Origin of the sequence: Rhodovulum visakhapatnamense, from assembly GCF_004365965.1 — a bacterium.
Taxonomy (GTDB): Bacteria; Pseudomonadota; Alphaproteobacteria; order Rhodobacterales; family Rhodobacteraceae; genus Rhodovulum; species Rhodovulum visakhapatnamense.
The window spans coordinates 1-23,418 of sequence record NZ_SOEB01000034.1 but is presented as its reverse complement, the minus strand read 5'-3'; the positions used below and the strand labels follow the sequence as shown (position 1 = coordinate 23,418).

The 23,418-nt window shown below is 63.7% G+C and carries 23 protein-coding genes and 1 pseudogene; 12 read left to right on the top strand and 12 right to left on the bottom strand.

Annotation, left to right across the window (positions count from 1 at the left end):
• Positions 1-98 precede the first annotated feature (98 nt).
• Genes EV657_RS19615 through EV657_RS19605 form a run of 3 tightly spaced genes read left to right on the top strand, consistent with a single transcriptional unit; the run spans position 99 to position 2,598 of the window.
• Positions 99-1,133, top strand: a complete 1,035-nt coding sequence (locus tag EV657_RS19615; RefSeq protein WP_134079479.1) for an ATPase, T2SS/T4P/T4SS family — start codon at positions 99-101, stop codon at positions 1,131-1,133.
• A gap of 20 nt (positions 1,134-1,153) precedes the next feature.
• On the top strand, positions 1,154-1,573 hold the full coding sequence (locus EV657_RS19610; RefSeq protein WP_134079477.1) for a hypothetical protein: 420 nt from the start codon (positions 1,154-1,156) through the stop codon (positions 1,571-1,573).
• Positions 1,573-2,598, top strand: coding sequence for a TrbL/VirB6 family protein (locus tag EV657_RS19605; protein ID WP_134079475.1), 1,026 nt, complete (start codon positions 1,573-1,575; stop codon positions 2,596-2,598). Before EV657_RS19610 ends, EV657_RS19605 begins: the two co-directional genes overlap by 1 nt.
• Positions 2,599-2,801: 203 nt before the next feature.
• Here the strand turns inward: EV657_RS19605 and EV657_RS19600 are convergent, their stop codons facing one another.
• Together EV657_RS19600 and EV657_RS19595 are read right to left on the bottom strand one after the other, a co-directional pair.
• Entirely contained in the window at positions 2,802-3,704 is a 903-nt protein-coding gene (locus tag EV657_RS19600; RefSeq protein ID WP_134079474.1) for an ImmA/IrrE family metallo-endopeptidase, read from the bottom strand.
• Positions 3,701-4,066, bottom strand: a complete 366-nt coding sequence (locus EV657_RS19595; protein ID WP_088716167.1) for a helix-turn-helix domain-containing protein — start codon at positions 4,064-4,066, stop codon at positions 3,701-3,703. The genes EV657_RS19600 and EV657_RS19595 overlap by 4 nt, the downstream gene beginning before the upstream one ends.
• 121 nt (positions 4,067-4,187) lie before the next feature.
• Here EV657_RS19595 and EV657_RS21965 point away from each other — a divergent pair, with 121 nt between their 5' ends.
• The 6 genes from EV657_RS21965 to EV657_RS19570 are packed head-to-tail and all read left to right on the top strand — an operon-like array spanning position 4,188 to position 10,927.
• Positions 4,188-4,724, top strand: coding sequence for a multiubiquitin domain-containing protein (locus EV657_RS21965; RefSeq protein WP_208323316.1), 537 nt, complete (start codon positions 4,188-4,190; stop codon positions 4,722-4,724).
• Positions 4,721-5,101 (top strand): E2/UBC family protein, encoded by a 381-nt coding sequence (locus tag EV657_RS21960; RefSeq protein ID WP_208323314.1) that lies wholly within the window; start codon positions 4,721-4,723, stop codon positions 5,099-5,101. Before EV657_RS21965 ends, EV657_RS21960 begins: the two co-directional genes overlap by 4 nt.
• On the top strand, positions 5,101-6,501 hold the full coding sequence (locus EV657_RS19585) for a ThiF family adenylyltransferase (RefSeq protein ID WP_166673742.1): 1,401 nt from the start codon (positions 5,101-5,103) through the stop codon (positions 6,499-6,501). The genes EV657_RS21960 and EV657_RS19585 overlap by 1 nt, the downstream gene beginning before the upstream one ends.
• Positions 6,501-6,908, top strand: a complete 408-nt coding sequence (locus EV657_RS22380; RefSeq protein ID WP_134079470.1) for a ubiquitination-like system serine protease family protein — start codon at positions 6,501-6,503, stop codon at positions 6,906-6,908. Before EV657_RS19585 ends, EV657_RS22380 begins: the two co-directional genes overlap by 1 nt.
• 1 nt (position 6,909) lies before the next feature.
• Positions 6,910-8,388, top strand: coding sequence for an AAA family ATPase (locus EV657_RS19575; RefSeq protein WP_166673741.1), 1,479 nt, complete (start codon positions 6,910-6,912; stop codon positions 8,386-8,388).
• Entirely contained in the window at positions 8,381-10,927 is a 2,547-nt protein-coding gene (locus tag EV657_RS19570) for a S8 family peptidase (RefSeq protein WP_134079466.1), read from the top strand. The genes EV657_RS19575 and EV657_RS19570 overlap by 8 nt, the downstream gene beginning before the upstream one ends.
• A gap of 176 nt (positions 10,928-11,103) precedes the next feature.
• Here EV657_RS19570 and EV657_RS19565 read toward each other — a convergent pair whose 3' ends face one another.
• The 3 genes from EV657_RS19565 to EV657_RS19555 are packed head-to-tail and all read right to left on the bottom strand — an operon-like array spanning position 11,104 to position 16,013.
• The gene (locus EV657_RS19565; RefSeq protein WP_134079482.1) at positions 11,104-13,086 is read right to left on the bottom strand and encodes a type IV secretory system conjugative DNA transfer family protein; all 1,983 of its coding nucleotides are present in this window, start codon (positions 13,084-13,086) and stop codon (positions 11,104-11,106) included.
• A complete protein-coding gene (locus tag EV657_RS19560; RefSeq protein ID WP_134079464.1) occupies positions 13,079-15,424 on the bottom strand; it encodes a relaxase/mobilization nuclease domain-containing protein in 2,346 nt (781 codons plus the stop codon). Before EV657_RS19560 ends, EV657_RS19565 begins: the two co-directional genes overlap by 8 nt.
• On the bottom strand, positions 15,411-16,013 hold the full coding sequence (locus EV657_RS19555; protein ID WP_134079463.1) for a helix-turn-helix domain-containing protein: 603 nt from the start codon (positions 16,011-16,013) through the stop codon (positions 15,411-15,413). Before EV657_RS19555 ends, EV657_RS19560 begins: the two co-directional genes overlap by 14 nt.
• Positions 16,014-16,591: 578 nt before the next feature.
• On the opposite strand from EV657_RS19555, the gene EV657_RS19550 reads away from it, so the two are divergent.
• The 3 genes from EV657_RS19550 to EV657_RS21710 all read left to right on the top strand — a co-directional run bounded on the left by EV657_RS19550 (position 16,592) and on the right by EV657_RS21710 (position 18,282).
• On the top strand, positions 16,592-17,293 hold the full coding sequence (locus tag EV657_RS19550) for a ParA family protein (RefSeq protein WP_243837756.1): 702 nt from the start codon (positions 16,592-16,594) through the stop codon (positions 17,291-17,293).
• 247 nt (positions 17,294-17,540) lie between these two features.
• Positions 17,541-17,966, top strand: a complete 426-nt coding sequence (locus EV657_RS22375) for a hypothetical protein (RefSeq protein ID WP_243837755.1) — start codon at positions 17,541-17,543, stop codon at positions 17,964-17,966.
• 145 nt (positions 17,967-18,111) lie between these two features.
• Complete coding sequence (locus tag EV657_RS21710; protein ID WP_165910185.1) at positions 18,112-18,282, top strand: hypothetical protein; 171 nt, start codon at positions 18,112-18,114, stop codon at positions 18,280-18,282.
• Positions 18,283-18,631: 349 nt separating this feature from the next.
• Here the strand turns inward: EV657_RS21710 and EV657_RS19540 are convergent, their stop codons facing one another.
• From EV657_RS19540 to EV657_RS19510, 7 genes and pseudogenes are all read right to left on the bottom strand, one after another.
• The gene (locus EV657_RS19540; RefSeq protein ID WP_134079457.1) at positions 18,632-19,660 is read right to left on the bottom strand and encodes a hypothetical protein; all 1,029 of its coding nucleotides are present in this window, start codon (positions 19,658-19,660) and stop codon (positions 18,632-18,634) included.
• A gap of 224 nt (positions 19,661-19,884) precedes the next feature.
• The gene (locus EV657_RS19535; protein ID WP_134079456.1) at positions 19,885-20,478 is read right to left on the bottom strand and encodes a plasmid pRiA4b ORF-3 family protein; all 594 of its coding nucleotides are present in this window, start codon (positions 20,476-20,478) and stop codon (positions 19,885-19,887) included.
• Entirely contained in the window at positions 20,475-22,100 is a 1,626-nt protein-coding gene (tnpC, locus tag EV657_RS19530; protein WP_134079454.1) for an IS66 family transposase, read from the bottom strand. The genes EV657_RS19535 and tnpC overlap by 4 nt, the downstream gene beginning before the upstream one ends.
• A gap of 60 nt (positions 22,101-22,160) precedes the next feature.
• A complete protein-coding gene (gene tnpB / locus EV657_RS19525) occupies positions 22,161-22,511 on the bottom strand; it encodes an IS66 family insertion sequence element accessory protein TnpB (protein WP_009803441.1) in 351 nt (116 codons plus the stop codon).
• Positions 22,508-22,921, bottom strand: a complete 414-nt coding sequence (gene tnpA / locus EV657_RS19520) for an IS66-like element accessory protein TnpA (protein WP_134079452.1) — start codon at positions 22,919-22,921, stop codon at positions 22,508-22,510. The genes tnpB and tnpA overlap by 4 nt, the downstream gene beginning before the upstream one ends.
• A gap of 133 nt (positions 22,922-23,054) precedes the next feature.
• Positions 23,055-23,252: pseudogene (locus EV657_RS22810) on the bottom strand (abortive infection family protein); the annotation flags it as partial.
• A 28-nt stretch (positions 23,253-23,280) separates the two neighbouring features.
• Positions 23,281-23,418: transposase (locus EV657_RS19510; protein ID WP_166673706.1), on the bottom strand; the 138-nt coding region annotated here is incomplete at its 5' end.

The window sequence follows — 23,418 nt, the reverse complement described above, 5'->3', positions numbered from 1 at the left end:
GCGGTGATGCGCAAGCTCGTCATCCTTGCCAACGCGCTTGTGCGCGACGACCGCATCTGGGCTGAAGCTCGTGCTTGAACATAACGGATACTTCTGACATGGCGGCGAGCTATCTCGAAGCCTCGCTCGACCGTCTGGGCGCACCCGTGCAACGGGACGACACGATCGAGATCTGCATCAACCCCGACGGACAGGTCTGGGGCGAGTTCCAGGGTGATCATTTCATGCGCGGTCTCGGCACGCCGTTGACCCAGACCGAGATCAAGGACCTCGGCAATCAGATCGCCTCGGCCGCATCGACCACGCTCAGCCCCAAGAAGCCCATCGTCTCGGTCTCGATCCTCTATCGCGACCGTCCGATCCGGGCGCAGGTGATCCAGCCGCCGGCCGTCGAAGGCGGGTTCTCCATCTCACTGCGGTTCTTCTCCTCCCTGCCACTGGAGGCCATCAAGCTCGGCTTCCTCTATGGCAAGGAACGCAGCCTCGAAGGCCTGCGCCGCGAACGGAACGCCGCCCTGCGCGATGTGGTGGCGTCCGGCGATATCGACGCCGCCCTGCGGTTTTGCGTCGAGAACAAGCTCAACATGATCGTTTCAGGCGGCACCTCGACCGGCAAGACAGTCGCGGCGCGCAAGATCCTCTCGCTGATCCCGCCCGAGGAACGGATCATCACCATCGAGGAGGCGGCCGAGCTGCGCCCCGAGCAGCCGAATGCCGTGACCCTGATTGCCGACCGGGACGCGGACGCCCGCAGCGCGGATGTGCTTCTGGCCTCGACCCTGCGGATGCGGCCTGACCGGATCGTGCTGGGCGAGGTCCGGGGCCGCGAGGCCATGACCTTCCTCGAGGCGATCAACACCGGCCATGGCGGCTCGCTCACCACACTGCACGCCGAGACCCCGCAACTCGCCGTCCGCCGCCTCGCCATCGCGGCCCTTAAGACCGATGTGCCGATGACCTATGCCGACATGGTCGACTACATCGAAGGCTCCATCGACGTGATCATCCAGGCCGGCCGCCATGACGGCGCCCGCGGCATCACCGAGTTCTTCCTGCCCGGGCAGGCAAAACATCCAGACCAGAACACTGTCGGAACCGGGGGCACTCATCGTCCCGCGGTCGTGGCCGAATGAAGACCCGAAAGGAAACCCCCATGCGCAAGATCACCCTCGCCGCCGCTGTCACTCTGATGGCCGCGCCCCTCGCGGCCCAGACCTCGCCTCAGGTGACGAACGATCTCACCGTGACCATCACGCCCCAGCAATACCGGATCTGCAACGACCGGCCCGCTCGCCCGACCTGGATGGACGAGATTCACCCGCGTGAGGCCTACAAGGCGCTGACGTTGATGCGGCTCTACGAGCTGCGGTCATGGGAGGCGATCAAGGAAACTGGCGACTGCGGCTGTGATGTGCGCTTCCCGTCATGGGATGCAGCCTCGGCCGAGTACGAGGAACGGTTCGCGACAAGCACCCAAGCGGAGCACACTCAGGCCCAATTGGCCCTTCGGAACGAGCAGAACCAGATCGCCCGCGACGTCCAGGATATCTGCGAAGCGCAAGGCAACTGGTAATGAGCATCGTCAGCTGGATGGTCGGAACTGCCGACGGCTTTCTTGCCGATGCCGCCGAGTCCCAGTTTGGGGCCGTGGCGAGCAATACCGGCACGATCGTCCTGCTGATGGTCACGCTCTCGCTGATCGGCGTTTGCATCAACATGGCCTTCCAGTTCCGAAGCATGGATGGGGCCAGCTTCTTCTGGTATCTCATCAAGTTGACGCTGATAGGGCTATTCGCCTTCAACTGGGCCAACTTCAATGCGGTCGCCAATGCCGTGATCGGCGGGCTCGACTATGTCGCCGGGGCCCTGATCTCCTCTGTAGGCGGCGGCGGGGCAGGGGCCACCTACTTCGCGGGCGAATTTGACCGGCTGATCACAGAGTTCAGCCAATACCTGAATGCGATCGGCAACAACCTGAACTGGATGACCGGCGCGATCCTGGGCGGGATCGGCCTTGTCATGTTGAGCCTGCTCGGCTTCATGACTGGCATCGTCCTGATCTTTGCCAAGATGATGCTGACACTCATGCTCGGCCTCGCGCCGATCATGATCGCGCTGTCGCTCTTCGATGCGACCAAGGATTTCTTCCACAGATGGGTCTCGACGACGATCAGCTACGCCTTCTACCCCATCGCCATCGCCGCCATGTTCTCGACCGTGGTCGGTATGGCGAATTCTCTGCTGGCCCAGCTCGGTGATCCGAATTCGGCGACCAACATAGGCTCGCTGGTTCCGTTCTTCGTCATGGTGTTCCTTGCCAAGGGCTTCGTCGCAGCAACACCCCTCATCGTGCGCGGGATATCGGGGAACCTGATGGTGGCTGCAGCACCCGCTGTGGTCGCGGGATCGGCCGGGATCATGCGGGGGATCCTCAATACCGACGGCGTCAAGGGCAGGGCGCGGATCGGTGCGCTGACCACGGGCGAGGCGATCGGGCGGGGGGCTGTGCAGGCACCCACTGCCGTGAGGAGTGCAGCGGTGACGGCGAGCGCGCAGGTGGTGAGGATGGCTGAGCGGGCGAAACGGTTGGGGAGTTGATGTCCAACGCCACTTTGCTACCGTTCGTCGTTATCGAAGTCGCATGGAATGGAATGATTTGATTTCTTGTAGTCGACACGTCTCCTAAGCGGTGTCTGGCGCGCCGAAAACCTCGATAGTGATGCAGTTCCCGCCGCAGAGCGTGACCCGCAGTGCCGTCCATTCGCCAAAGCGGCAGGAATCCGTCGAACAGTTAGGTCTGCTCAACGTCGTCGAAAGCGCGGGGTCCAGCGCTCCTCCATAGCCTCGTCCGACTCGTCGAGCTCGTCCTCATCCCGGTAGGTGTCGTCGACCAGCTGGGCACAGGACAGCACGGTCAGCACACGTTCGTAGCGGCCTAGGTCAACAACCTGTTCGGTAGCTGGGACGGCGCGGGCGCCGCCGAACCAGTCGAGTATGTCGCTGTCGGCTTCGTCTCGGAGCCGCCGCCGCTCTGCAGCAGGCTGCCGGGCGATAGCGGCTGTCAGCGTACCCTCCGGCAGGGCCGCGCCCTTGCGGAGCCAGGTCTGTCCTTTGAGCTGCTTGAGGGCTTCTGACTTGAAGCAGTAGTCGACATGGCCGTTGCGGCTGACGATGATGGCGGCTGCGTCTTCAGTCTCGCTTATGTAGCGGATGGCGGCCGCCAGGGTAGAGGCCTCGGCCGCGCGCCCGAGCATCTCGATGCTCTGCAGGCCTTCGGGAGCCCGCTTCAGGAGGGTGCGGACAAGCGATGAGGGCATAAGCAGTCCCGACGCGAAGTAGTCGGCTTCGCGCTCGTACGGGTCGGGCGAGACGAACCCCGCCCGAGAGCTATGGATGCCGGCCTCGAACTGGATGTGGTCGAGATGGCCTTCGGCAAAGTAATGGCCGAACTCGTGGGCGATGCTGAAGCGCTGGAAGCCCACGCTCGGGATATGGGTCGCATATCGGATGCCGAAAGCGTTTCCGACCCGCAGCAGCATGCCAGATACGCCCTCTTCGTCGGCATCCATCGCCTGTAGCGGGATTCTGCAGGCCGAAGCCAGGGCCTCCAGATTGACCGGCAGGTGAAGCAGGCCCTTGTCACGCAGGACATGTTCGGCGAGCCGGACCAGTTTCCGTTGCTGCAGATCGGGATTGCGGATCATTCGTCCTCCCCGCGCTCCTTCTCGTCCTGCTGGGCTAGGAACCTCATGAAGTCAGCCGCCATCTTGCGGTTCTTGTCGGTCAGCTTGTGCACGTCGCGATAGATCGGGTCAGCTTCTGCGGCGCCTGCCGGATCCTCTGACCGCCCCAGCAGGTAGTCGGTCGTGACGTTGAGGGCGTTGGCGAGCTTGCGGAGGTTGTCGAAGGAGGGTTTCCGCGTGCCCGCTTCGAAATGAGCAACGGAACTCGGGGGCAGGCCGGTCTCGCGCGCGAGTTCGGCCTGACTCAGCTTGCGGAGTTCCTCCCGTGCGGTCCGGAGGCGTTCCTTGAAGATGTCAGATGGATTGTCGGAGGTGGTTGTCATGGCGCTTTCGACATGGTGGGGTTGACGGGTTTTTCGGATGACCATATATTCCCGACATTGATGCCATGTCGAAGGCGACATTGGCAAGGGCTGAGAGGCCGCAAACCCATAGGAGGTCGCCATGACGACTGGAACGACAGACATCGAAGACGTTGCGGCCTCCCTTGCCGCAGGCAGCAAACACCGTGCGCACGGTCCGTACCGGATGGAGGTCGGCGATGCAGAGCTCGCCTTCCGGCCGGTTCGGATCGACGATCCGGTTCCGACGGGCCGCCAGATTCTCGACGCGGCGGGTATCCGGCAGGTCGAGGAGCATCTTCTGTTCCTGGTTCTCAGCAATGGCGAGCTCGAGGAGTTGCGTCTGGATGAGACCACCGATCTGCGGGGCGGGGGCGTCGAGCGGTTCCTGATTTTCGCCAGTGCGGAATCCTATCGCATCGAACTCGACCGCAAGGTGTTCGAGTGGGGCGCCTGCGCGATCAGCGGCAGGGTCCTGAAGCGGCTGGCCGGGGTCGACCCCGCCACCTACGGCGTCTGGCTCGAGGTCAGGGGCGGCGAAGATCAGCCGGTCGGCGACAGCGAGCTGGTGCGGCTGGACGGGAAGGGGCTGGAGCGCTTCTTCACGGGGATCACGCAGACGACGGAGGGGGCGGCATGAGCCTGCTGCCTTCCGCCGATCGTCGGTATCTCGCGGGGCGTGGTCTCGCGTATCGGGAGGTGACGGATGGCGCCCAGCAGGGCGTCATCCTCACCGGTTTCAGATTGCCGTCGGCGAAGTACCAGGTGGATGCAGCCAGCATCCTGATCCTGTTGCCGAGCGGCTATCCGGACGTGGCGCCGGACATGTTTTACGCGCTGCCGTGGCTCCAGTTGGTCCCTGACCAGCGTTATCCGAAAGCGGCGGATCAGCCCGTGCAGTTCGAGGGCCAGCGGTGGCAGCGCTGGTCACGCCACAATACGAGCTGGCGCCCCGGCGTCGACGGTCTCAGCACCATGCTGAAGCGGGTCGAACAGGCATTGGAAGAGGCTGCGTGATGGATGTCGAACTGACGCTCCAGGAGGCCCATCAGGCCGAACTGAAGCACCTGCTCCATCGGGAGGATGGTACGGAGGCGGCTGCCTATGTGTTGTATGGCGTGAACCAGATCGGCGTCGATCCCTGGTCAAGGCAGGGGCGGCTTCGGTTAACCTCTTTCGAGATCATCTCGATACCCCCTGATGACGCGGTCTCGGCCAGCGAGCGCCATATCACCTGGCGTACAGACTCTTACGTCAGCCTCTGCCGCCGCGCGGCTGAGGAGGGTTTGCTGCCCGGCATCGTTCACAGTCACCCGGGCGGCTTCCCGGATTTTTCCACGCAGGACGACCAGAACGAACGGGAGCTGTTCAGGCTGGCCCGGAACCGGAATGGCGATGAAGCCCGGCTGCTGAGCTTGCTGCTGATCGGGAAGGATCGGCTCCGGGCCCGGCTCTGGGTCGATGAAAAGACTCCCATTGAGATCGGAACGATCCGCTCCGTTGGCACCCAGCTCATCTATACGACGGTCGGTGCGGCGACCCCGGAGGCCGCTTTCGACCGGCAGGCTCGCGCGTTCGGCGCCGGGCTGAACAGTATCCTGCGAGGACTTCGGGTCGGCGTCGTCGGCTGCGGCGGCACGGGTAGCGCGACGGCGATGTTGCTGGCGCGGCTGGGTGTCGGCCAGATCGCGCTATTCGACGAAGACATCGTTGAGGTGACCAACCTGAACCGGCTGCATGGCGCACGGCGGGCGGATGCCGATGCCATGCGACCGAAAGTCGAAGTCGTGGCGCGGGAAATCAGCGAACTGGGACTTGGGGTACGGGTACGCGCCTATCAGCGCTGGGTTGAGGACCCGTCCGTACGCGATGCGCTCAAAGCCTGTGATGTGATCTTCGGCTGCACCGACGATCACGGTGGCCGCCTGTTCCTGAACCGGTTCGCGCACTTCTATCTTGTGCCGGTGATCGATATGGGCCTGGCAATCGAACCCAGTCCTGAGGGCGGCCTGCGCGATATGAGCGCCCGTGTGACAGTCCTGACGCCTGGCGCACCGTGCCTGATGTGCCGGGGTGTCGTGGACGCCCAGGCCGCCGGCGAGGAGGCGCTGCGTCGGAATGCACCCGCCGAGTACGAGCGGCAGAAGCGTGAAGCGTATGTCCGGGGTGGCGGCAATCCGGCGCCGGCCGTGGTGACGTTCACCACGGAAACGGCCAGCATCGCGGTCAACGAGCTTCTGCAGGGCCTGGTAGACTATCGGGGTGAGGGCCGGTGGGCCTGGCAGCGGGTCCGGCGGCTGGACCGGGGCGAGGAGCGCCGTCAGGGGGCAAAGCAGCGGTCTGACTGCCCGATCTGCGTCGATACGCACTACTGGGGCCGTGCCGATGTCGAGCCGTTTCTCGATCGGATCAGCTGATGAAGTGCCTAAGGGGACTTTGCCGCGTTGTTCTGGAGCGGATCAGGTGGCTTCCCAGAAGCCACCTGATCGCCTCGGTTCAGGAGGCGCATCCAGACCCGGAGCGTCTCACCTCCGGGTGCCTGGTCATTGTGCGAAGTGGCAGTCTGGACAAATGGGGCTGTTTCCGCTGCCCGGGCGGCTGCGGCGAGAAGTTGCAGCTATCGCTCAGCCAGCAGCGCAGGCCGCGATGGTCGATCGCCGTCGACTGGTTCGGCCGCCCCAGCATCTCGCCGTCGATCCGCCAGACCAATGGCTGCCGCTGCCACTTCTGGATCAAGGCGGGCCGGGTCGAATGGTGTCGCGACAGCGGTCACCCGGGATCGAACATCAACGGGCTATCGACCCGAGACCGGCCAGAGGCCTAACATGCTGACACCCCGCACGGTACCGTCTGATTGTACCTTTATGTCTTCTCGAAATCATCACGATATCCTTGGAAGTCAGAGGGGCGCGGACGTTGCGCAGCGCGACGTCGGCGTGCTGACTGGTAACACGGGAACCGATCGTCAGCATCATGTCGAAGATCGTTGCATAACTGAGGCAAAAATCGCATCATGCGTCCCAAACCATGAATACTGCGGGCGCATCTCGGATATGGACCACTTTGAGATCATACTTTCCCTGTCACGAGCTGCCGCAAGCGGCGACAGCAACCGCGCGCGTTACCAGATCGAGCGGCTGCGGGACTCGCTGCGGGAGTCGGAACCACGGCAGGCCGAGAAGCTGAGCCGGCTGCTGTCGCGCGAGGTCCGCAAACAGTCGTTCGCGCCGATGTCTTTGGAGCGCATGCGTGCCGGGTCGGCGCAGGCCTTGCCCGGCGAAGTGCTGAGCCGGAATACGCCGCTGCCACATGACAAGGAAACGGGGACACCGCTGGTGCGCGTCGTGCAGCCCGACGAAGCCGCCGACGCGGAGCCGGTGTTCAATGAGGCGCTCAAGTCCGCCGTCACCGATCTGATCGAGGAATGGTCCCGCGTAAAGGAGCTGGCAGCGCTCGGCGTGCAACCGAATTTGCGTTGCTTGCTCTATGGTGCACCGGGTGTCGGCAAGACCATGCTCGCCCGTTACATCGGAGCACAACTCGGCCTTCCCCTTGTCGAAGCTCGACTGGATGGCCTTGTCTCGTCCTTCCTCGGAACTACGGCGCGCAACATCGGTGCGCTATTCGATTTCGCAAATCGCTATCGCTGCATTCTATTCCTCGACGAATTCGATGCCGTCGCCAAGGCTCGAGATGACGCCCAGGAAGTGGGCGAGATCAAGCGGGTGGTGAATACGCTCCTGCAAAGCCTCGATGCACGGGGAGACAGGGGCTTCACCCTGGCAGCCACCAATCACGAGCATCTTCTGGACCCCGCTGTTTGGCGCCGGTTCGACGGGCGCATCGAGATCGCGCTGCCGGATGAAACCGCGCGCCGGGTTCTGCTTGAGCGGTTTGTGCGTCCGATCGAACTGACCCGCGAAGAAATCGACATGTTGGTCTGGCTCACTGAAGGCATGAGCGGCGCCGATCTGGAAACGCTTGTCGCCGGGGGGAAACGCTTCCTAGTACTGCATCTGCCGAAGGGAAACAGTAGCCGCGCCGGTCGCGGCCAGTCCATGCTGGCGGGGCTTCGACGGCAGGCAACCCTAAACGGCCATCTGTTCGGGGGCATTCGCAAGGCACTGCTGCTTGGACCCGAGGAGGATCTTGCTGCTGCCTTCGTTGAGCAGGCCGGGCTGACCCAGAATGCAGCGGGCGCCATCGTCGGTGTATCCCAGTCGACGGTATCGCGCCGCCTGCGGGAGCGCAGCCAGTCAGCACGAGTGACATCATCGGGGACAGAGGCGGTGAGCGATGGCTGAACGGGACAGTATCCAGCGCCCGGTCCAAGTTTTCCTCGACACCCGGCGCTTCATTCACCCGCCGGCGCCCGGAACGCGCGGCCCCAGCAGGGATTTTTTTCAGGGTGATAACGAGGGCTTCCGTCGCCACAAGGCAAAGATGCGAGAGCAGCTCCGCGCCAGCAGCCTGAGGCTGCGGGAACAGCACTCGGCCCTCGGCTTTGTGTTGGTGCAGATGCGAGAGGACGCCCTGGCGAAGAGCTATCGTCCAATCGACAAGCTCTTCTGCGAGCGGAACCGGTTCGCGCTCGTTGGCGGTCGCGGGATAGGAGAGATGTTCTTTCAGGCAACGCCAGACGCTCTGGACGCGCTCGACACGCTGATTGCCGAGCGGGCCGAGGACGTGCCACAGGAACGGGAAAACCCACGCACCGGAGAGTTCGAGGAGCGTGTTTCCGGATATCGCAGCGAGCTTGGTGCCATTGCTAGCATTGGCCTGCTTGAGGCACCGGATCGGCTAGATTTTTCAGCGTCCGAGGCTGTCGAAGCCCTTGAGAAGGAGGGGGCCATCGGCGGCTATCTGGTCGAGCTGTTCCGCCCCGATCCCGCGGTCTCCGGCGATGCTGTCCGCGCGCAGATGGAAGCCCTGAAAAATCGGCTGGCGAGTGTCGGCAGCCTGTTCGTGCGGCCTGTGGCCGGTCTGAGAGAGCGGCGGCCGACCGGTCTTGCGCTTAGCATTGACCTTCTGTCAGCCGGCACCCCGAACGACATCGTGCTGCTTGCGCCAGATGGGTCGACCGAAGCAACGGAGCGGCCAGCCGGACGAGCCGTCGCCTCAGCCCCGCGCGACCGGTCTATAAGGCGCCATCAGCTCTTACTGGAGCAATTGGCCGAAGAGCCGCTGGTGCGGCGAATCGCCTTGCCGATGGAAATCGCGCCGGCCCCCGCGGACGCTTCCGAATCGGGCGTAGCCATCGACCTGCCGGCTCCGCTGGCGGACCGGGATTATCCTGTGGTGGGCGTGATTGATGGCGGTGTTTCCGCGCTGGACGCGCTCGATCCCTGGTGCGCCGGGGTAGCCGGCCCGCTGCTGCCCGGGGACAGCGATCACGAGCATGGCACGTTCATAGCGGGGCTTGTGGCGGCAGGTTCTGCGCTCAACCCAGGCTTCGCAGATCGCCTGGAACGCGAGCCGTGCCGGTATTTCGACCTCGCGATCATGCCGAGGAAGTCTCTGCTGGGGCAATATTACGGGACGCCGGATGAGTTCTTCGACCAGCTGGAGGAGCTAGTGACACATGCCAAGGTCGAGGCCGGAACGCGGATCTTCAATTTCAGCCTTGGATCCCCAAACGCACGCACCCGTCACAGCTATTCAACTTTTGCCGCCCGGCTGGATGAAATCGCGCGGCTGCACGACGTTATCTTTGTTGTCTCTGCCGGCAACCTTGATGGGGCCGAGCGGCGGCCCGAATGGCCGGCGGAAACCGACAAGGCTTTGGAAATGCTGGCGCAACGGGGCGCGCGCAATGATGGCATCACGGCACCGGCCGAGCACATGTTTGGGCTGTCGGTGGGCGCCGTGAACCCACCGGGATTGACGGCGGCGGTGGATGGTTTACCCACGGCCTACACAAGACGTGGTCCTGGCGCGGGCGGGGCGCGCAAACCCGAACTGGTTCACTACGGCGGTGCCGCACAGCGCACTGGGAATGACACGGGCCTTGCTTCGCTCGACGCCGATGGATCGGTTGTCAGAAAATCCGGCACCAGCTTTGCGGCCCCCTTGGTAGCAGCAACGGTGGCGGCCCTCGACCACCGGCTCGGGGGGCAGGTGTCACGGGAACTGCTGATGGCGCTTCCGGTGCATCGCTCGACGCGCCATCCGGCGATGATGAAGAAGCCATTGCGCCCGATTGCCCGGGAATTTGTAGGCTTCGGCGTACCCGGAGACTCTGAGGCTTGCCTTGCTGATGATCCACATTGCATTACGCTGGTCTTCACGGATGTCCTTCCAGCAAAGCGAGAACTTTCGTTCGTCTTCACTTGGCCGTCGTCCCTAACAGGGCCAGATGGAAAGTGCCGCGGTGCTGTCGACATCACCCTTGCCTACTCACCAGTGGTCGACGCTGCGTTCGATGCAGAATGTCAGCGTGTACAGTTGGCGGCTACTCTGCATCAGCTCAACGAGACAATTACTGACGAAGGCGAGATCATTCCTAATCATACATCGCAGCTGAAACATTATGATAATGAGCTGCCACAGAATCTGGATTACACGGAGAAGTATCTACTTGAGAGCGGCCTCAAATGGACGCCGATCAAGCGCTACTTCAGGGAAATGCGTGGCGTCGGAAATCGAAGCGACTGGCGTTTGTCCCTGAGCGCCTTGACTCGGGCCGGTGCTGTTATTCCGGATGAAGGCATCGGTTTCGCGTTGTTAATGACCATCAGCGACCCAAAGGGGGTTGCTCCTGTTTACGACGAAGTTCGAGCTGAGGTCCTTAGACGCGGTTTGCGGTTAGCGGACATTACTACGCAGGCACGAATTCGAGTCTAAAGACTGCTCCTTACCCTCACCGATTTGCACATATCTAACCACAAGGCTAGGTAACGGAAGTGATCAGTTGGTACGGTATGTCGAAACAGGGATTTCGCCGCACCATGTCTGACCGGCAACTTCGGGAGGCACCGTTGAATAGCGTCAGCCAGAAGTGAGTGGAGAGAAGGTTCGGGTCAGGTATACTCGGCGATAATGGCTCTGGTCGTCTGAACCGCTGTCGCCAGCTCGGTCATGTCTGCCTCCATCAACCCCAGCGCCGCTACATCGAACGACAGTTTACCCGAACCACCACCACCCGCAGAGGCTCGTGCAGCCCGCCCTCGCGCCCGACCCGACGGCGCAGGCTTGAGCTCGCGCAGCTTTTGCAAGGGAGATTGAGCCGCTTTGGGCAGCGCATCTCCCTCAGACCCCTGCGCCCCTGCAGCCGCTCGCACCGCCTGCAATTCCAGCTTCAGCTTCTCGACGGTCTCGCGCGTCTCGGTCATCTGCCGATCGCGCCGCAGTCCGTCTTCATCCGGATACGGGAAACTTCCCGCCTGACCGGCATGCAGCACCTTTAGTGCCGGGTCCTCGAAGTATTTGATCCGCCGCGCCTGGATCGGCATCTGCGCGTCGATCACGAGGATCACCTCGTCGAGGTCCATCCGTCGGGCCTGATCCTCGGTCAGAAGCGGCGTATCCTCGGTCCGCTCGGAGACGCTGCGCCCCTCGAAGGGGTTGCGCCCGACCGCGCGGGACCGGGTGATCACACGCTTGGTGGTCTTGCCCACGGCCTGGCTTAGCTCTTCGATGGTCTTCTGCTCGGACGGGGTGAGGTAGAGCTTGACGCCCGCGCCGCCCTGCAGCGACCGGCGGGTGTTTTCACCATAGATCTCGTCCAGCGCCGGGATCGTCTGAGTGACGATGGCGAGGTTGCCGCCGAAGGAGCGCAGCGTCTTGATGCTTTCGGCGACGATCGGCATCTTCCCGAGCCGGTCGAATTCGTCGAGCATGATCATGACCGGCCAAGGTTCGTCGTCCCCAGGCTCCTGCGCCTGCAGCGAGGCGATCAGGTCCGAGAAGAACAGCCGGATCAGCGGGGCGAGTGGGCGGATCATCTCGGACTCGACCACAAGATAAATGGCGTGGGGGCGGCGCCGAATGTCCCGGAAGGAGAAATCCGAGGTCGCGGTGGCCGCGTCGATCGCACGGTTGTCCCAGGTGTCGAGACCCGAAGTCATCAGAAGCGACAGGTAGGAGGTCAGGGTATCGTTGTTGGTCGAGGCCATGCGCTCGAAGATCAGTTTGGCCGAGGTGTTCTTCACCTCATGGGCGCGCTTGAGGTATTCCTTCTGCTTGTCGCCGCCCGATGCGGTTATGCGGTAGATCTCGCCGATGGTCGGAACGCCGCGCTCGAAGGCCAGAAGACCGGCCGCGACGAAAAGGTCGATGCCCCCGGCCAGGAGGCCGCTCAGCTTTTCGTTGTCCGTCTGCAGGAAGAGCTTGGCGGTGAGCTTCAGCTCCATCTGCTGCCGGTCGGGATTGGTCATCGCCGCGATGCGCGCCAGCGGGTTGTAGCGGTGGGTCGGCCGATCCCAGTCGGTTGGCGCGAAGCGGAACACCTTGTCGCCCATGCTGGCGCGGAAGCGCGAGGTCTCGCGGAAGTTCTCGCCCTTCACGTCGAGCACCACAGCCGAGCCCTTGTAGGTGAGCAGGTTCGGAATGACGAAGCCCACGCCCTTGCCTCGGCCCGTCGGCGCCACGATCAGCGCATGCGGGAAAGTCTTTGACACGAGGAAGGGACGCTTCGATTTCGGGCGACCAAGCTTGCCCAACAGGAACCCACCGCCCGGCTTGGCAAAAAAGCCGTTGCGCTTCATCTCGGCCTTGGTCTGCCAATGTGTCGTGCCGAACCGGGTCAGTGCGTCGCCCAGAAGCGTGACGCTCAGCATGAGCGCGGCTATGCCAAAGCCGCCCAGGATCAGGTTCACCCAAAGGAAGTCCTTCGGGGCGGTGGTCCCAAGCCCGCGGTATTCCCGCGCGAGCAATGTGAAATCAATGCGCTCGGTCGACAGCCCATAACGCAGGATCAGATAGCCTGTGGCCACGACGTAGCCGATGGCGAGGCCGACCAGCGTCAGGCTGAGGATCCCGCCCGCGATCTTGCCCTTATCCATGGGTGATCCCCTTCTCGCCATGGGTCGCCGCGTGACGCGCGCGCTGCGCCTCGATCTGTTCCTCGGCCAAGGCATCCAGCACCCGCTCCATGGCAGGTCCGTGGGCAGTCACCTCACTGCTTTCCAGATAGGCTTTGGCGAGTTCCAGCTGCCGCAGCGGGTGCTCGGTGAAATTCTCCAGCACATCGGCGTGGCCCGCGCGCAGGGCGGTCACCGCGTTTGGTGTGAGGTTACGGTCGATCTGGGCGACGAGGCGCTGCCCATCCGTCTCGCTGAGCGGTTTCACGTCCTCGGCCCGCTGCAGGAAGGTCATCACGTCAGGGGCCGTCTCTGCCATGAAACGCCGTTCGGCATAGTCCTGCCGCGCCTTATCCTCTATGTCGAAGCTCCGCTCGCTGATATAGGCGCGCGATGCGCCCATGGCGCGCAGACGGTTGATTTCCTCCTGCACCGCCGCCCCGAACTCCTCGTCCGGCATTTCCGCGCGGTAGCGCGCGAAGGTACGGTCGTCTTCCGTGATCGGGCCGAGATGCTGCATGGGGTCGCGCAGGGCGAGGTCCATGTCGCCGGCGTGGAGCTTTCGGTCCCTTTCCTCGACTGCGAACTCCTGTGGCTTGCGGCTGTCGGTGATCTTGTCCCAGGCCATCGAGGCCAGTTCAGCATGATCGGGCGACCGCTGCGCGAAGGCGTTGAAGGCGGCGCGGGCCTCTTCCACCTCGATAGCACCAGCCCGGCGCACGCTTGGGTCGTCCGAGAAGGGATGGTCAAAATCCGTCCGGCGGAACTGGGCTACGAGCTCCTGGAAATCCCGGCGCTCGGAGGCGGCGAATATGTCGGGTTCGCCCGCCGCGCGCTCGCGCTCCGGCAGCGTTACGCGCTGCGCCAAGGCAACCGGGTCATCTTCGGTCTGATCCACGTCATCGACCGCCCGCAGGATGCGCGCATCGGTCAGAGTATCGCCCAAGCGGACATGGACGGCTTCCAGCCGGTCCAGCGCTTCCTCGCGATCCTCGCCCTTCTCCAAGTCGAGATCGCCCGCCTTGGCGATGGCGCGCAGATCCTGCGCCAGCCATTGCCGTTCGAGCGCGGCATTGTCGGCACCCTCGCGCATGCGGGCGGCCACGGCTTCGGGATCGATCCCGGTGCCCTGCAGCGCCTCGCCGAGGCGCGCCTTGACTGCATCCTCGTCGAGGCGCGCCATCTGGTCTTCGCGCATGTTGGCCCGCGCATAGACCCCGTCCCGGGACGGCGCATCGAGGAGGGCAGCCGAGCGATCCCCAAGCGGATTCAGATGCGCAACGGAGGCCAGCACATCGGTGAGCTTGCGCTCGATCTCCGGCCTCTCGGCCGCGGGCGCCCGGTCGATCGCGGCTTCGATCTGACGGATGTTCTGAGAAAACTCGGTGATCAGCGTGTCGCACGCCGTTTCGTCTTGGGACATGTAGATGGCTCCGTCAGATTGAATCTGACCGCCACTGGCAAGGATGGTGCTGGCCCGCTCAAGCGCCTCGGCCACGTCATCGAAGTTCGACCGGGATGCCTCGAGCGCCAGCCCCCGATAGGTCAGCGCATTGCGCGCCACCGTCTCCAGGGCTGCGGCCAGGTCAGCCCCGGTGCGCTGGCGCTCGACTGGCGGCCGGCCTTCGTCACGGGCCTTGTAGACTTCATCGATCTCGGCGCGGTAGGTCGTGACCCCCCGGTCAAGACGCCGTGTCGCCTCGAGCCGGATCCCGTGGACCTGTGCCGCCTCGACCATCGCCACCCGGAAGGCGTCGTAGTTGAAGTGGTGATCCTTCCCGAGAAAGAACATTTCGCCATCCTTGCTGCGGCGGTTCAGAACGATATGCGCATGTGGATGCGCGCGATCTTGGTGTATTGCAGCAATATAGTCGAATTGCGACCCCTCACCTTGAAAGAACCTCTCACAGACGGATTCCGTGATCGCGCGCACCTCTTCGCCGCTGGTGCCGACGGGAAAGGCCATCAGAAGATGCGAGGTGTGGCCGAGTTTCGGGCTGTGCCGCTCGCCCCACTGATTTTCAAAGCGCCGCACGACCCGGTCGATCTCCGCCGCGGTCAGGGCCTTCTTGCCATCATGGGTGCCACGACTGTCGAGGATGTGGCTCGATTTGGTCGTGAGGTAGGTCAGCTGGGCCTTGAGCTGGGCGCCCGTGTGGCACCCGCCTTTCGAGATCGGCTTGAAGATGGCCGGCGAGTAGCCGCGCGCTGCCCGGACCATCTGCGCCTTCTTCGACAGCCCCTGCCAGCTGCCCGAGACCCGGCTCCAGTCACGATCGAAGAGGGCGGGCCCGACACCGCGCGCCTCACTCCTCGCCATGCTCGGCCACCTGCTCCGCTTCCTGCTGCGCCAGACCGGCGAGCGCCTTGGTGACCTCGAGGTCCAGATCGCGACGCCGCGCGCGGAACATCTCCTGGATCTGGTCGGCCATATCGAAGACGAGCACCGCGAGATCGCGGATCTCGGCATGGCTGGCGGGCGTATAGGGCAGACGCTCGCCTTTGAGCTTTGCCTCGTTCAGGCGGCGCGCGACCTGGTTCACGTTATTGCCGACCCGGTTCAGCGCCGCGCTCATCCCTTTCAGTTCATCCGTCATGCCCTCATCCGGGCGCAGGAGATCGTCGGCGGCCAGCATCAGGCAGCGCATGGCATCTGACCGGTGGGCAATGCCGCGCCGTGCGAGGGCCGCATCGAAGCCGCGAAGGTCGCGCTCGGTGACCCGCATGGTCAGCACGCGGGTGCGGCTGTCATTGGCCGAGACGGCGGAACGGCCCCGGCTCAGCACGTTGTAGACGGTCTTGGGCGAGACCTTCAGCGCTGCACTGATCGCACTGACCGAAACGCCTTTCGCCCGTTCCCGGACGATCTGACGGCGCTCCTGATCGGTCAGTCTGCGACTGTGTCCCATGTGAAGTATACGTTCCTATTTCTTGCCAACTTCGTACAAGCCCGCCTTCTCCCAGCACAAGCGGAGAAGGCACCAAGGGCTTGTACTCAATGTAGAAAATCGGCCTCACGGGCCGATTTGACGTCCTTTGGCAAATGCAGCGCGCAACGCGCTCAATGCAACGCGTCCCGCGTTCCCTGCACCGCGCATCGCGTCCTTTGGACCGCGTTTTGCGCGCCCTGCAGCACGTCTTCTGGCGAGTGCCCGATGGCATGTGCCGCCTGCATCGCGCGTGGTGCCGGATGGCACACGTTTAGTGCGGGATGCGTCGCGTTTCCTGCGACGCAGACAATGGCCCATGTCGAATGTCGCGCGCCATCTGGGGAACGCATCGCGCAGAAGGGAGGACGCCCGGTGCCGTGTGCAGCGTGTCTTTCGCCCCCTGCGCAATGCACCATGCGCCCCGCATTCCGCCTGAGGGAGCCCGTATCCCGTCTTCTGCTTGACGCCGTCGCACACGGAGGTTAGCGACGCCGAAACATCTTTGTCGCGTTTCCCTATTATTGCGAGAGGTCCGCCCCATGCCGAACGACAATCTCATGGTGATCGCCGCGATGGCCCGGAAGGGGGGGAGTGGCAAGACCACGCTCTCGCGCGCCTTGATCAGCGCTGCCGTTGCCGCTGGCCGTCGCGTCCTTCTGATCGATACCGACAGCACCGGTGTGCTCGGCACCTGGCACAAGCGGGCTGAAGCCGCGGGTTTGGGATCGCCCCTGCTGCGCTCGGCGACTGTCGAAAGCGTGGGCGCCGTGGATCGCCGGATCGAGCAGGTCTATGCGGCGGACTCGGCGGATTTCATCTTCATCGATACAGCAGGCGTCGGGGCGGAGTGGTCGGACGGGATCGCCGTTCTGGCCGATCACATCGTGACGCCCGTGATGCTCTCGACCTCGGATCTCGATGTCGGCGCGCAGACGGCAGACTGGTTCGAGAAACTCCGCGCCCGCGTCGATGACCCCGACAGCCTGCCCCGTCACCATGTCGTGCTGAACATGGTCGACACAAAGACCACGCGCGCCGATGCCGCCCTCATCGAAGCAGCGATCGCGCGGTTCCCGGTGGTCGAGACCGTGATGATGCGCCGGAACGTCTACAAGGAGATGGACGAGAAGGGCCTCCTGCACGCTGTGGCGTTGCAGAAGCAGGCCGATCCCAATCCGCTCATGCGCCCCCATGTGCGCCACGTCGTCGAGGCCCTCGAAGAGGCCACAGACATCCTCAACAACATCCTGGCCGCGTGAGGACAGGGTTGTGAGGAAGAAGATCCCGACCATTACACGGCCCGACCCGGCCTATGCCGCATCCCTGCGGCCAGAGGTGGGAGAAGACCCGGGAAGGGAAGAGGTGCCGCGCGCGGAGGTGATGCCAGAACCTGGTAGCGTGCAGCCCGCAGTCCTAGACGATCACGCTGCTTCGCCGCCAAGGACGCAGCCTGCGCCCTCTCATCAAGCCAGACAGGAGGCAACTGGACCCGCTGAGCATGCGGTCATGTCATCGCCAACCCGAACGCGGCACAGTCCGGCGACGCGCAAGATCGACATCCGGGTGAATGCGCTGGAACGGCAAGAGGAAGCCCTGATCGATTGCGGCGTCGATCCCGCCCATGTCATCCGCGCCGCCCTGCGCCGCGCGGTCAAGAACTGGGAGCTCGGGTCCGAGTTCGTCCCACCGTCTGAAGAGCAGCGGACGCGGATCACCGAATGGCGCGCACGCACCTCGCTGGCGGTCGACGCCCCTGCGCTGACAACCCTCCTGCGCGCCCACGATCCGCTCGATGTGCTGAGCAAGTGGGCCTTGGTCCGCGGCCAGATCGAGCCGCGCGTCTGGGCAGAGATCGACATACTCCTGGACGAGATCGCCGTTCGCGCTGCAGCGCAGAATGCAGAAAAGGATACGCCAGAAACCTGTCTATAAAGACAACTTGTCCTTTTGTCGGTGGGTTCTTGCCGAGGCCGCCGACTTCATCTTGCAGTTGCAGAAACCCAACCCTAAGACGTTCAAAACGATATTGCGGCCTCGTTGTTAACAAGTCCTGAGGTCAGTTTGAGAGGAGCACATCGTGACCATTTTACCGCGGCTAACGGCCGAACCGATCATGCGCATCCTCTGCAAGAAGACCGACACGCTGGTGGGCTACCTGTACCAATGGAACAATGGAGACCTGCAGCCTGCTTGGCTCAATGATGCCATGCCCGATGTGCGCTACGAGCCGATGGTCGAGGCCGCCTGACAGGCGTGATCTAACTGCGGGCCAGGCGATCAAGGGCGGTGCAGAGTGCCAGTCGCACAGCAGGCCATACCAAATTCAGCGCATCATGAGTTATAGAATAGAATTCTATAACTCATGCGTTGGAACCGAACCCGTTCCGACAGGCCCAATTTCTTTTCTTTCAGCCTCCCTGTCCAACCTACCGCGCCACGCTAATGCGGCTCCTTTGAAGGCGTAGCTTTTGCGGCGAGGGATCACAGAGGCAACGGATCGATCATCCACGAGCGCACGCGCACTGTTCTCGGAGCGGCAAGGGCAGACTGGAAGCCGGTGGCCTTCAAATATCGTGGCGCCGCGCCCCTGACTGTATTTATGGTGAAGGCCCCTGCCTTGAACGGGCAATGCTTGCATCATGCCGAAGCCCCGCAACGAGCCTTTCGACAAGCTCGACGGCCTCGGTGACGCCTTCGGCGCGAAGTACAAGCCGCTGGCCGGGCCGGTAGCGGGTGTCACCGCTCTTGGCGATATACTCCTCATCGACAAGTCCCTGCCGGTGGGCAAGCAGATGGCGCTGCTGGAACGCCCGCGCGAGTTGGTCGAGGGAGGGGGCGTCGAGATGGGCGTCATAGCCCTGCCCCGTTGTCTGCTGCCAAAGGGTGCTGCCCTCGGCAAGGTTCTGGAAAGCGTTCCGCCTTGTCTTAGGAGGCGCGGGAAGCTCCACAAACAGTGCTTCGACCACACGCTGAAAGGCGGTGACGGCGTTCTGCAAGCCGTTCTCGATCACGACGCGCACGGTGATTTCGGCGGTGTCGCGATCCGGCATGGCGGCGCGCACCTGGTCGAGCGCCTTCAGGGTGGCCTTGATCCCAGCGATGGTCTGCTCAAAGACCTGTTCGGCGGCGCTGTGGCCGCAAGCGGGACAGAAATAGGCAGCCCCGATCACGCCATAGCGGCAGGCGCAGGACGGGCAGGTGATCTTCAGCGCCATTGGGTCGGTGGCGGCCGGGGGCAGCATGACATGCTGCGGCCGGGAATCCACTTTCATCGTCATCGAAATGAAGCCGCCGCGCGGCCTGCTCCGGTTGAACCGGGCAGCATCGGTTTTCAGTGCTCGATTGAGGCCGCCTTGAATCTGCGCCACGGCAGCCGCGTGCATGTGCTCGACCTGTTGCTGTGTCCACCAACGGTCGCTGTGATCGGTATGGCCGCAGGCGGGACAGTGAAGCCGCTCTGCTTCCTTGGCCTTATGCCAATCTTCGCTGAGCATCTTGAACTGGAAAAGGCATTCATCCGATGGGCATTCACGGTCAAAGTAGCCTTCCTCGTCGTCCTCAATGAGGACCGGGACTTGGCCGCCGCCATCGAGGCTCCGCAAAAATCGTTGTGTCTCTTCAAACATCTCGCAACCTCAGAACATCTTGTAGCGTACCGTTCGCTCCAACCTAGATATAGCATGTTGGCAGGGCAACTTGGAGTCTTCCATTGGTACGGCGCTCTCCTCCGTGCCGGGAAGGGCGTAAAGAGGCGGCCTATTCGGTCGCCATCACTTGGGGCTCAGTTGGGACACAAGCGCGGGGACATTCAGCGTAACCATCCGGCGTAGGCCGCGGTCGCTGGCGTCTCTCAGATCGTAGACTTGGGTTTGCGGGGCCGCGGGGCCCATTTCTTCGCAAGCCGATCGAAGCGTTCGATGATGCTGTCGATCCCGGCATCTTCGGCGTCGAAGTGCCCGCCCGACCAGTGGACCATATCCACGTGCTGCTCGTGATCGGGATCGGCGAGTGCTTCGAGGAACTCCTCGTAGCCCCACGCGCCGCCGACGTCCTCGGGCGGGCAGGCCCCGGCGGCCTTCAGCAGCCGTGGATAGGTCATGCCTGGGGCGGCCTCGTTGACCCGCTCGATCCGGATACTGTGGTCCCAGTCATCGCCGAAGTCGTAGATATACTGGATGGTCCTGGTGCCGGTCTGGTCGAGCAGCTTTTCCAAGGTCATCTTCTTCGCATCCATGGGGCCGTCGTAGAACCCGTCCGGGTCGGACATGCCCCAACCGGCATCGCCCACCCGGAACTCGTAGAGATGGGTGTCGGTCCAGCCCATGGCTGCCTGGATGACCTCATGCAGCCGGTCGAGCCTGATCTTCAGCGGCACCTCGATATGGCGCATCGGCTGCGGGTCGACGTCGTTCAGGATGATCCTGAGACGGGCAATCAGAGTCATGCGGCCATCCTTTGCGGAGTTCGAGACCAATTCCACGGCAGCAGGTCCGGCACCCGGGATGCCGTCGTGCCGGGCAACCGGGCCAGGATATCCGCGAGCCAGGCCTGTGGATCGACATCATTCATCTTGGCGGTGACGATCAGGGAATACATGAAGGCGGCGCGGTCACCGCCGCGCTCGGAGCCGGCGAAGAGCCAGGACTTGCGGCCAAGCGCGATACCGCGCAGCGCCCGCTCCGCTGCATTGTTCGTCAGGCAGATCCTTCCCTCGTCGAGGAACCGGGTGAAGGCGGGCCAGCGCTCGGCCTTGAACATGTAGTCGATCGCCTTGGCGACCGGGTTGTGCTTCGACAGCCGGTCGCGCTCGGCACGCAGCCAGCCATGAAGCTCCTCGACCAGAGGCCGGGACAGCTGGTGCCTGGCCACCTGACGGTCCGCAGCCGTCAGGCCATTGATCCCGCGTTCGATGTCGAAGATCGCGTCGATCCGGGCGACGGCCTCCAGCGCGACGGGGGAGATGTCATGGGCGGGCTTGCCCTTCCGGGCATTCCCCTTGATGTCGGCGAGCTCGAAGAACTTGCGTCGGGCATGGCTCCAGCAGAGTGCAGACTCGACGGGTCCCGGATCGCGGTCGGCTCGATAGAGGTCGTTGTAGCCGCCATAGGCATCGGCTTGCAGGATGCCCTGCCATCCGACGAGATGCCGGTTCGGGTTGGCCATGCCACGGTCACGAGAGAAGTGGAACAGCGCGGCGGGTGGGCTGTCGCCGCCGAAGGGGCGATCGTCGCGAACATAGGTCCAGAGCCGCGCGGTTTGCGTGCCGCCCTTCGCCAACAGCGGCACCGTCGTGTCGTCGCCGTGCAGCCGCTCGGCATCGAGAACATGGGCCCTGACCAGCGCATGGATCGGCGCGAGCGCGGCGGCGCAGGCCCCGACCTGATCGGCCAGCGTCGAGAGGCTGATCTGGATGCCTTCCTTCGCATAGCGCTCGGCCTGACGGTTCAATGGTTGGTGCTGGCCGAACTTCTCGAAGAGCACCATGGCGAGCAGGTTCGGGCCGGCCCAGCCACGGGGCGTGGGGTGAAACGGCGCCGGCGACTGGCTGATCTTCTCGCATTGTCGGCAGGTGAACTTCTCCCGGACCGTCTGGATCACCTTCCACTGCCGGGGAATGACTTCGAGCGTCTCGGTGACATCCTCGCCCATCTTCACGATGCGATCCGAGCCGCAGCAGGAACAGGCCGTGGGGGCTGCGATCACCACACGCTCGCGCGGCAGATGCTCCGGGAAGGGCTTGCGCGCCGGGCGGCGGCGCTCGAACCCGGCGACGATCGAGGTCTTCGCCACCTTCTCGGCGGCGATCTCGTCTTCGGTGGCCGCTGCCTCGAGTTCCTCGAGCTGCAATTCCATCTGGTCGATCAGGCGGGCGCGACGTTCCGAGCTGTGGCCGTATTGCTCGCGCCGGAGCTTGGCGATCTCGAGCCGGAGATGCTTGATCATCGCCTCCGAGGTCGAGACCACCGCCCGGGTCTGCGCCAGTTCGCTCTCGGCGGCCTCCGCACGAGCCTCCGAGGCCGCGAGCGCGGCGCGCAATCTGGCGATCTCGGAAGCGGCATCTGACATGGGTGAGACCTACCATGCGGCCATCAGAAAGCCCATGCAAACAAGGCCGGTGAGGTTGATTTATCCCGCCTTTGCAGGGCGTTGGGTCCAGCGCGGGTTGCGCCAGTCGATCCCCTCCAGGAGATACCCGAGCTGGGCTGCGGAGATCTGCACGGCCTCGCCGCTCCCGCTCGTCGGCCAGATGAACTTCCCCGCCTCCAGCCGCTTCGTATAGAGCGACATGCCGACCCCGTCGTGCCACAGCAGTTTGACCAGGTCGCCCTTGCGCCCTCGGAAGCAGAAGATCTCGCCGGCATGCGGGTCGCGCCCGAGCCCCTGCTGCACCGTCAGCGCCAGGGTGTTCATGCCGCGCCGCATATCGGTGACCCCGCCCGCGATCCACACGCGCACCCCCGCCGGGAAGGCGATCATCGGCCTTCCAGGGCCGGAAGCAGCCGCGCCAAAACCTCCGGGTCTACCGACGAAGGGGCCAGAAGCCGCCGTCCGTTCCTTAGCACGATCTCGAGCTGAACGTCCGGGGTGTCGCGCGGCGCCTCCTGTGCCGTCACGGGCACTGCCGCAGGCGCCTTGGGTGAAACCGCCAGCGGGATGAATGAAGGCGGCGTCTCGGTGCCAAGCTCACCGTCGCGATACTGTCGCCGCCATATGGTTAGCAGGGAGCGCGACACGCCATGCCGCCGCGCCGTAGCCGAGACCTGGCGATGCCCAAGAAAGCTCTCCTCTACGATACGGATCTTGTCCGCATCATCCCAGTGTCGCCGGCGCGGCACGTCCGCGGCGGAGAGGACTTCGATCTCGGGTCTGAACTTATGGTCGGCCATAAGGTCGGACTTAGCACCGACGCCGAAATCCCGTCAGACGGCCTCCGCCGGAGGGATACCATTCAGCCGCCTTCAAAAACGAGGAAGAAAAGACCGGCCAAAACCGGTGCTACTGACAGGATGAAACTGGCCGTTACCCTGCTGGATCGTCGACTTTTGGAAGCGGGCGGGCAGGAAATTTCCGTTGCCAGGTTTCGATGAGGAAGAGAGCGGCCGTACTCGCGGCATGGATCGACAAACGGGCAATCCGCGCGTCAATACGGGCATAGCCCTTCTCGCGGCCGTGGGCGTCCCCGCCATGGGTGCGAAGAGCCCCTACCCCACCGATGACCGTGGCTAGGTTCCAGACTCATTAATCCTCAAAGCCAGAAGATGACGGTTGCGGCGAGGGCGATAGCGGAGAGGAAGGTCTTCGCGCATCTGTCGTAGCGGGTTGCGATGCGGCGCCAGTCCTTCAGGCGGCCGAACATGATCTCGATCCGGTTGCGCCGCTTGTA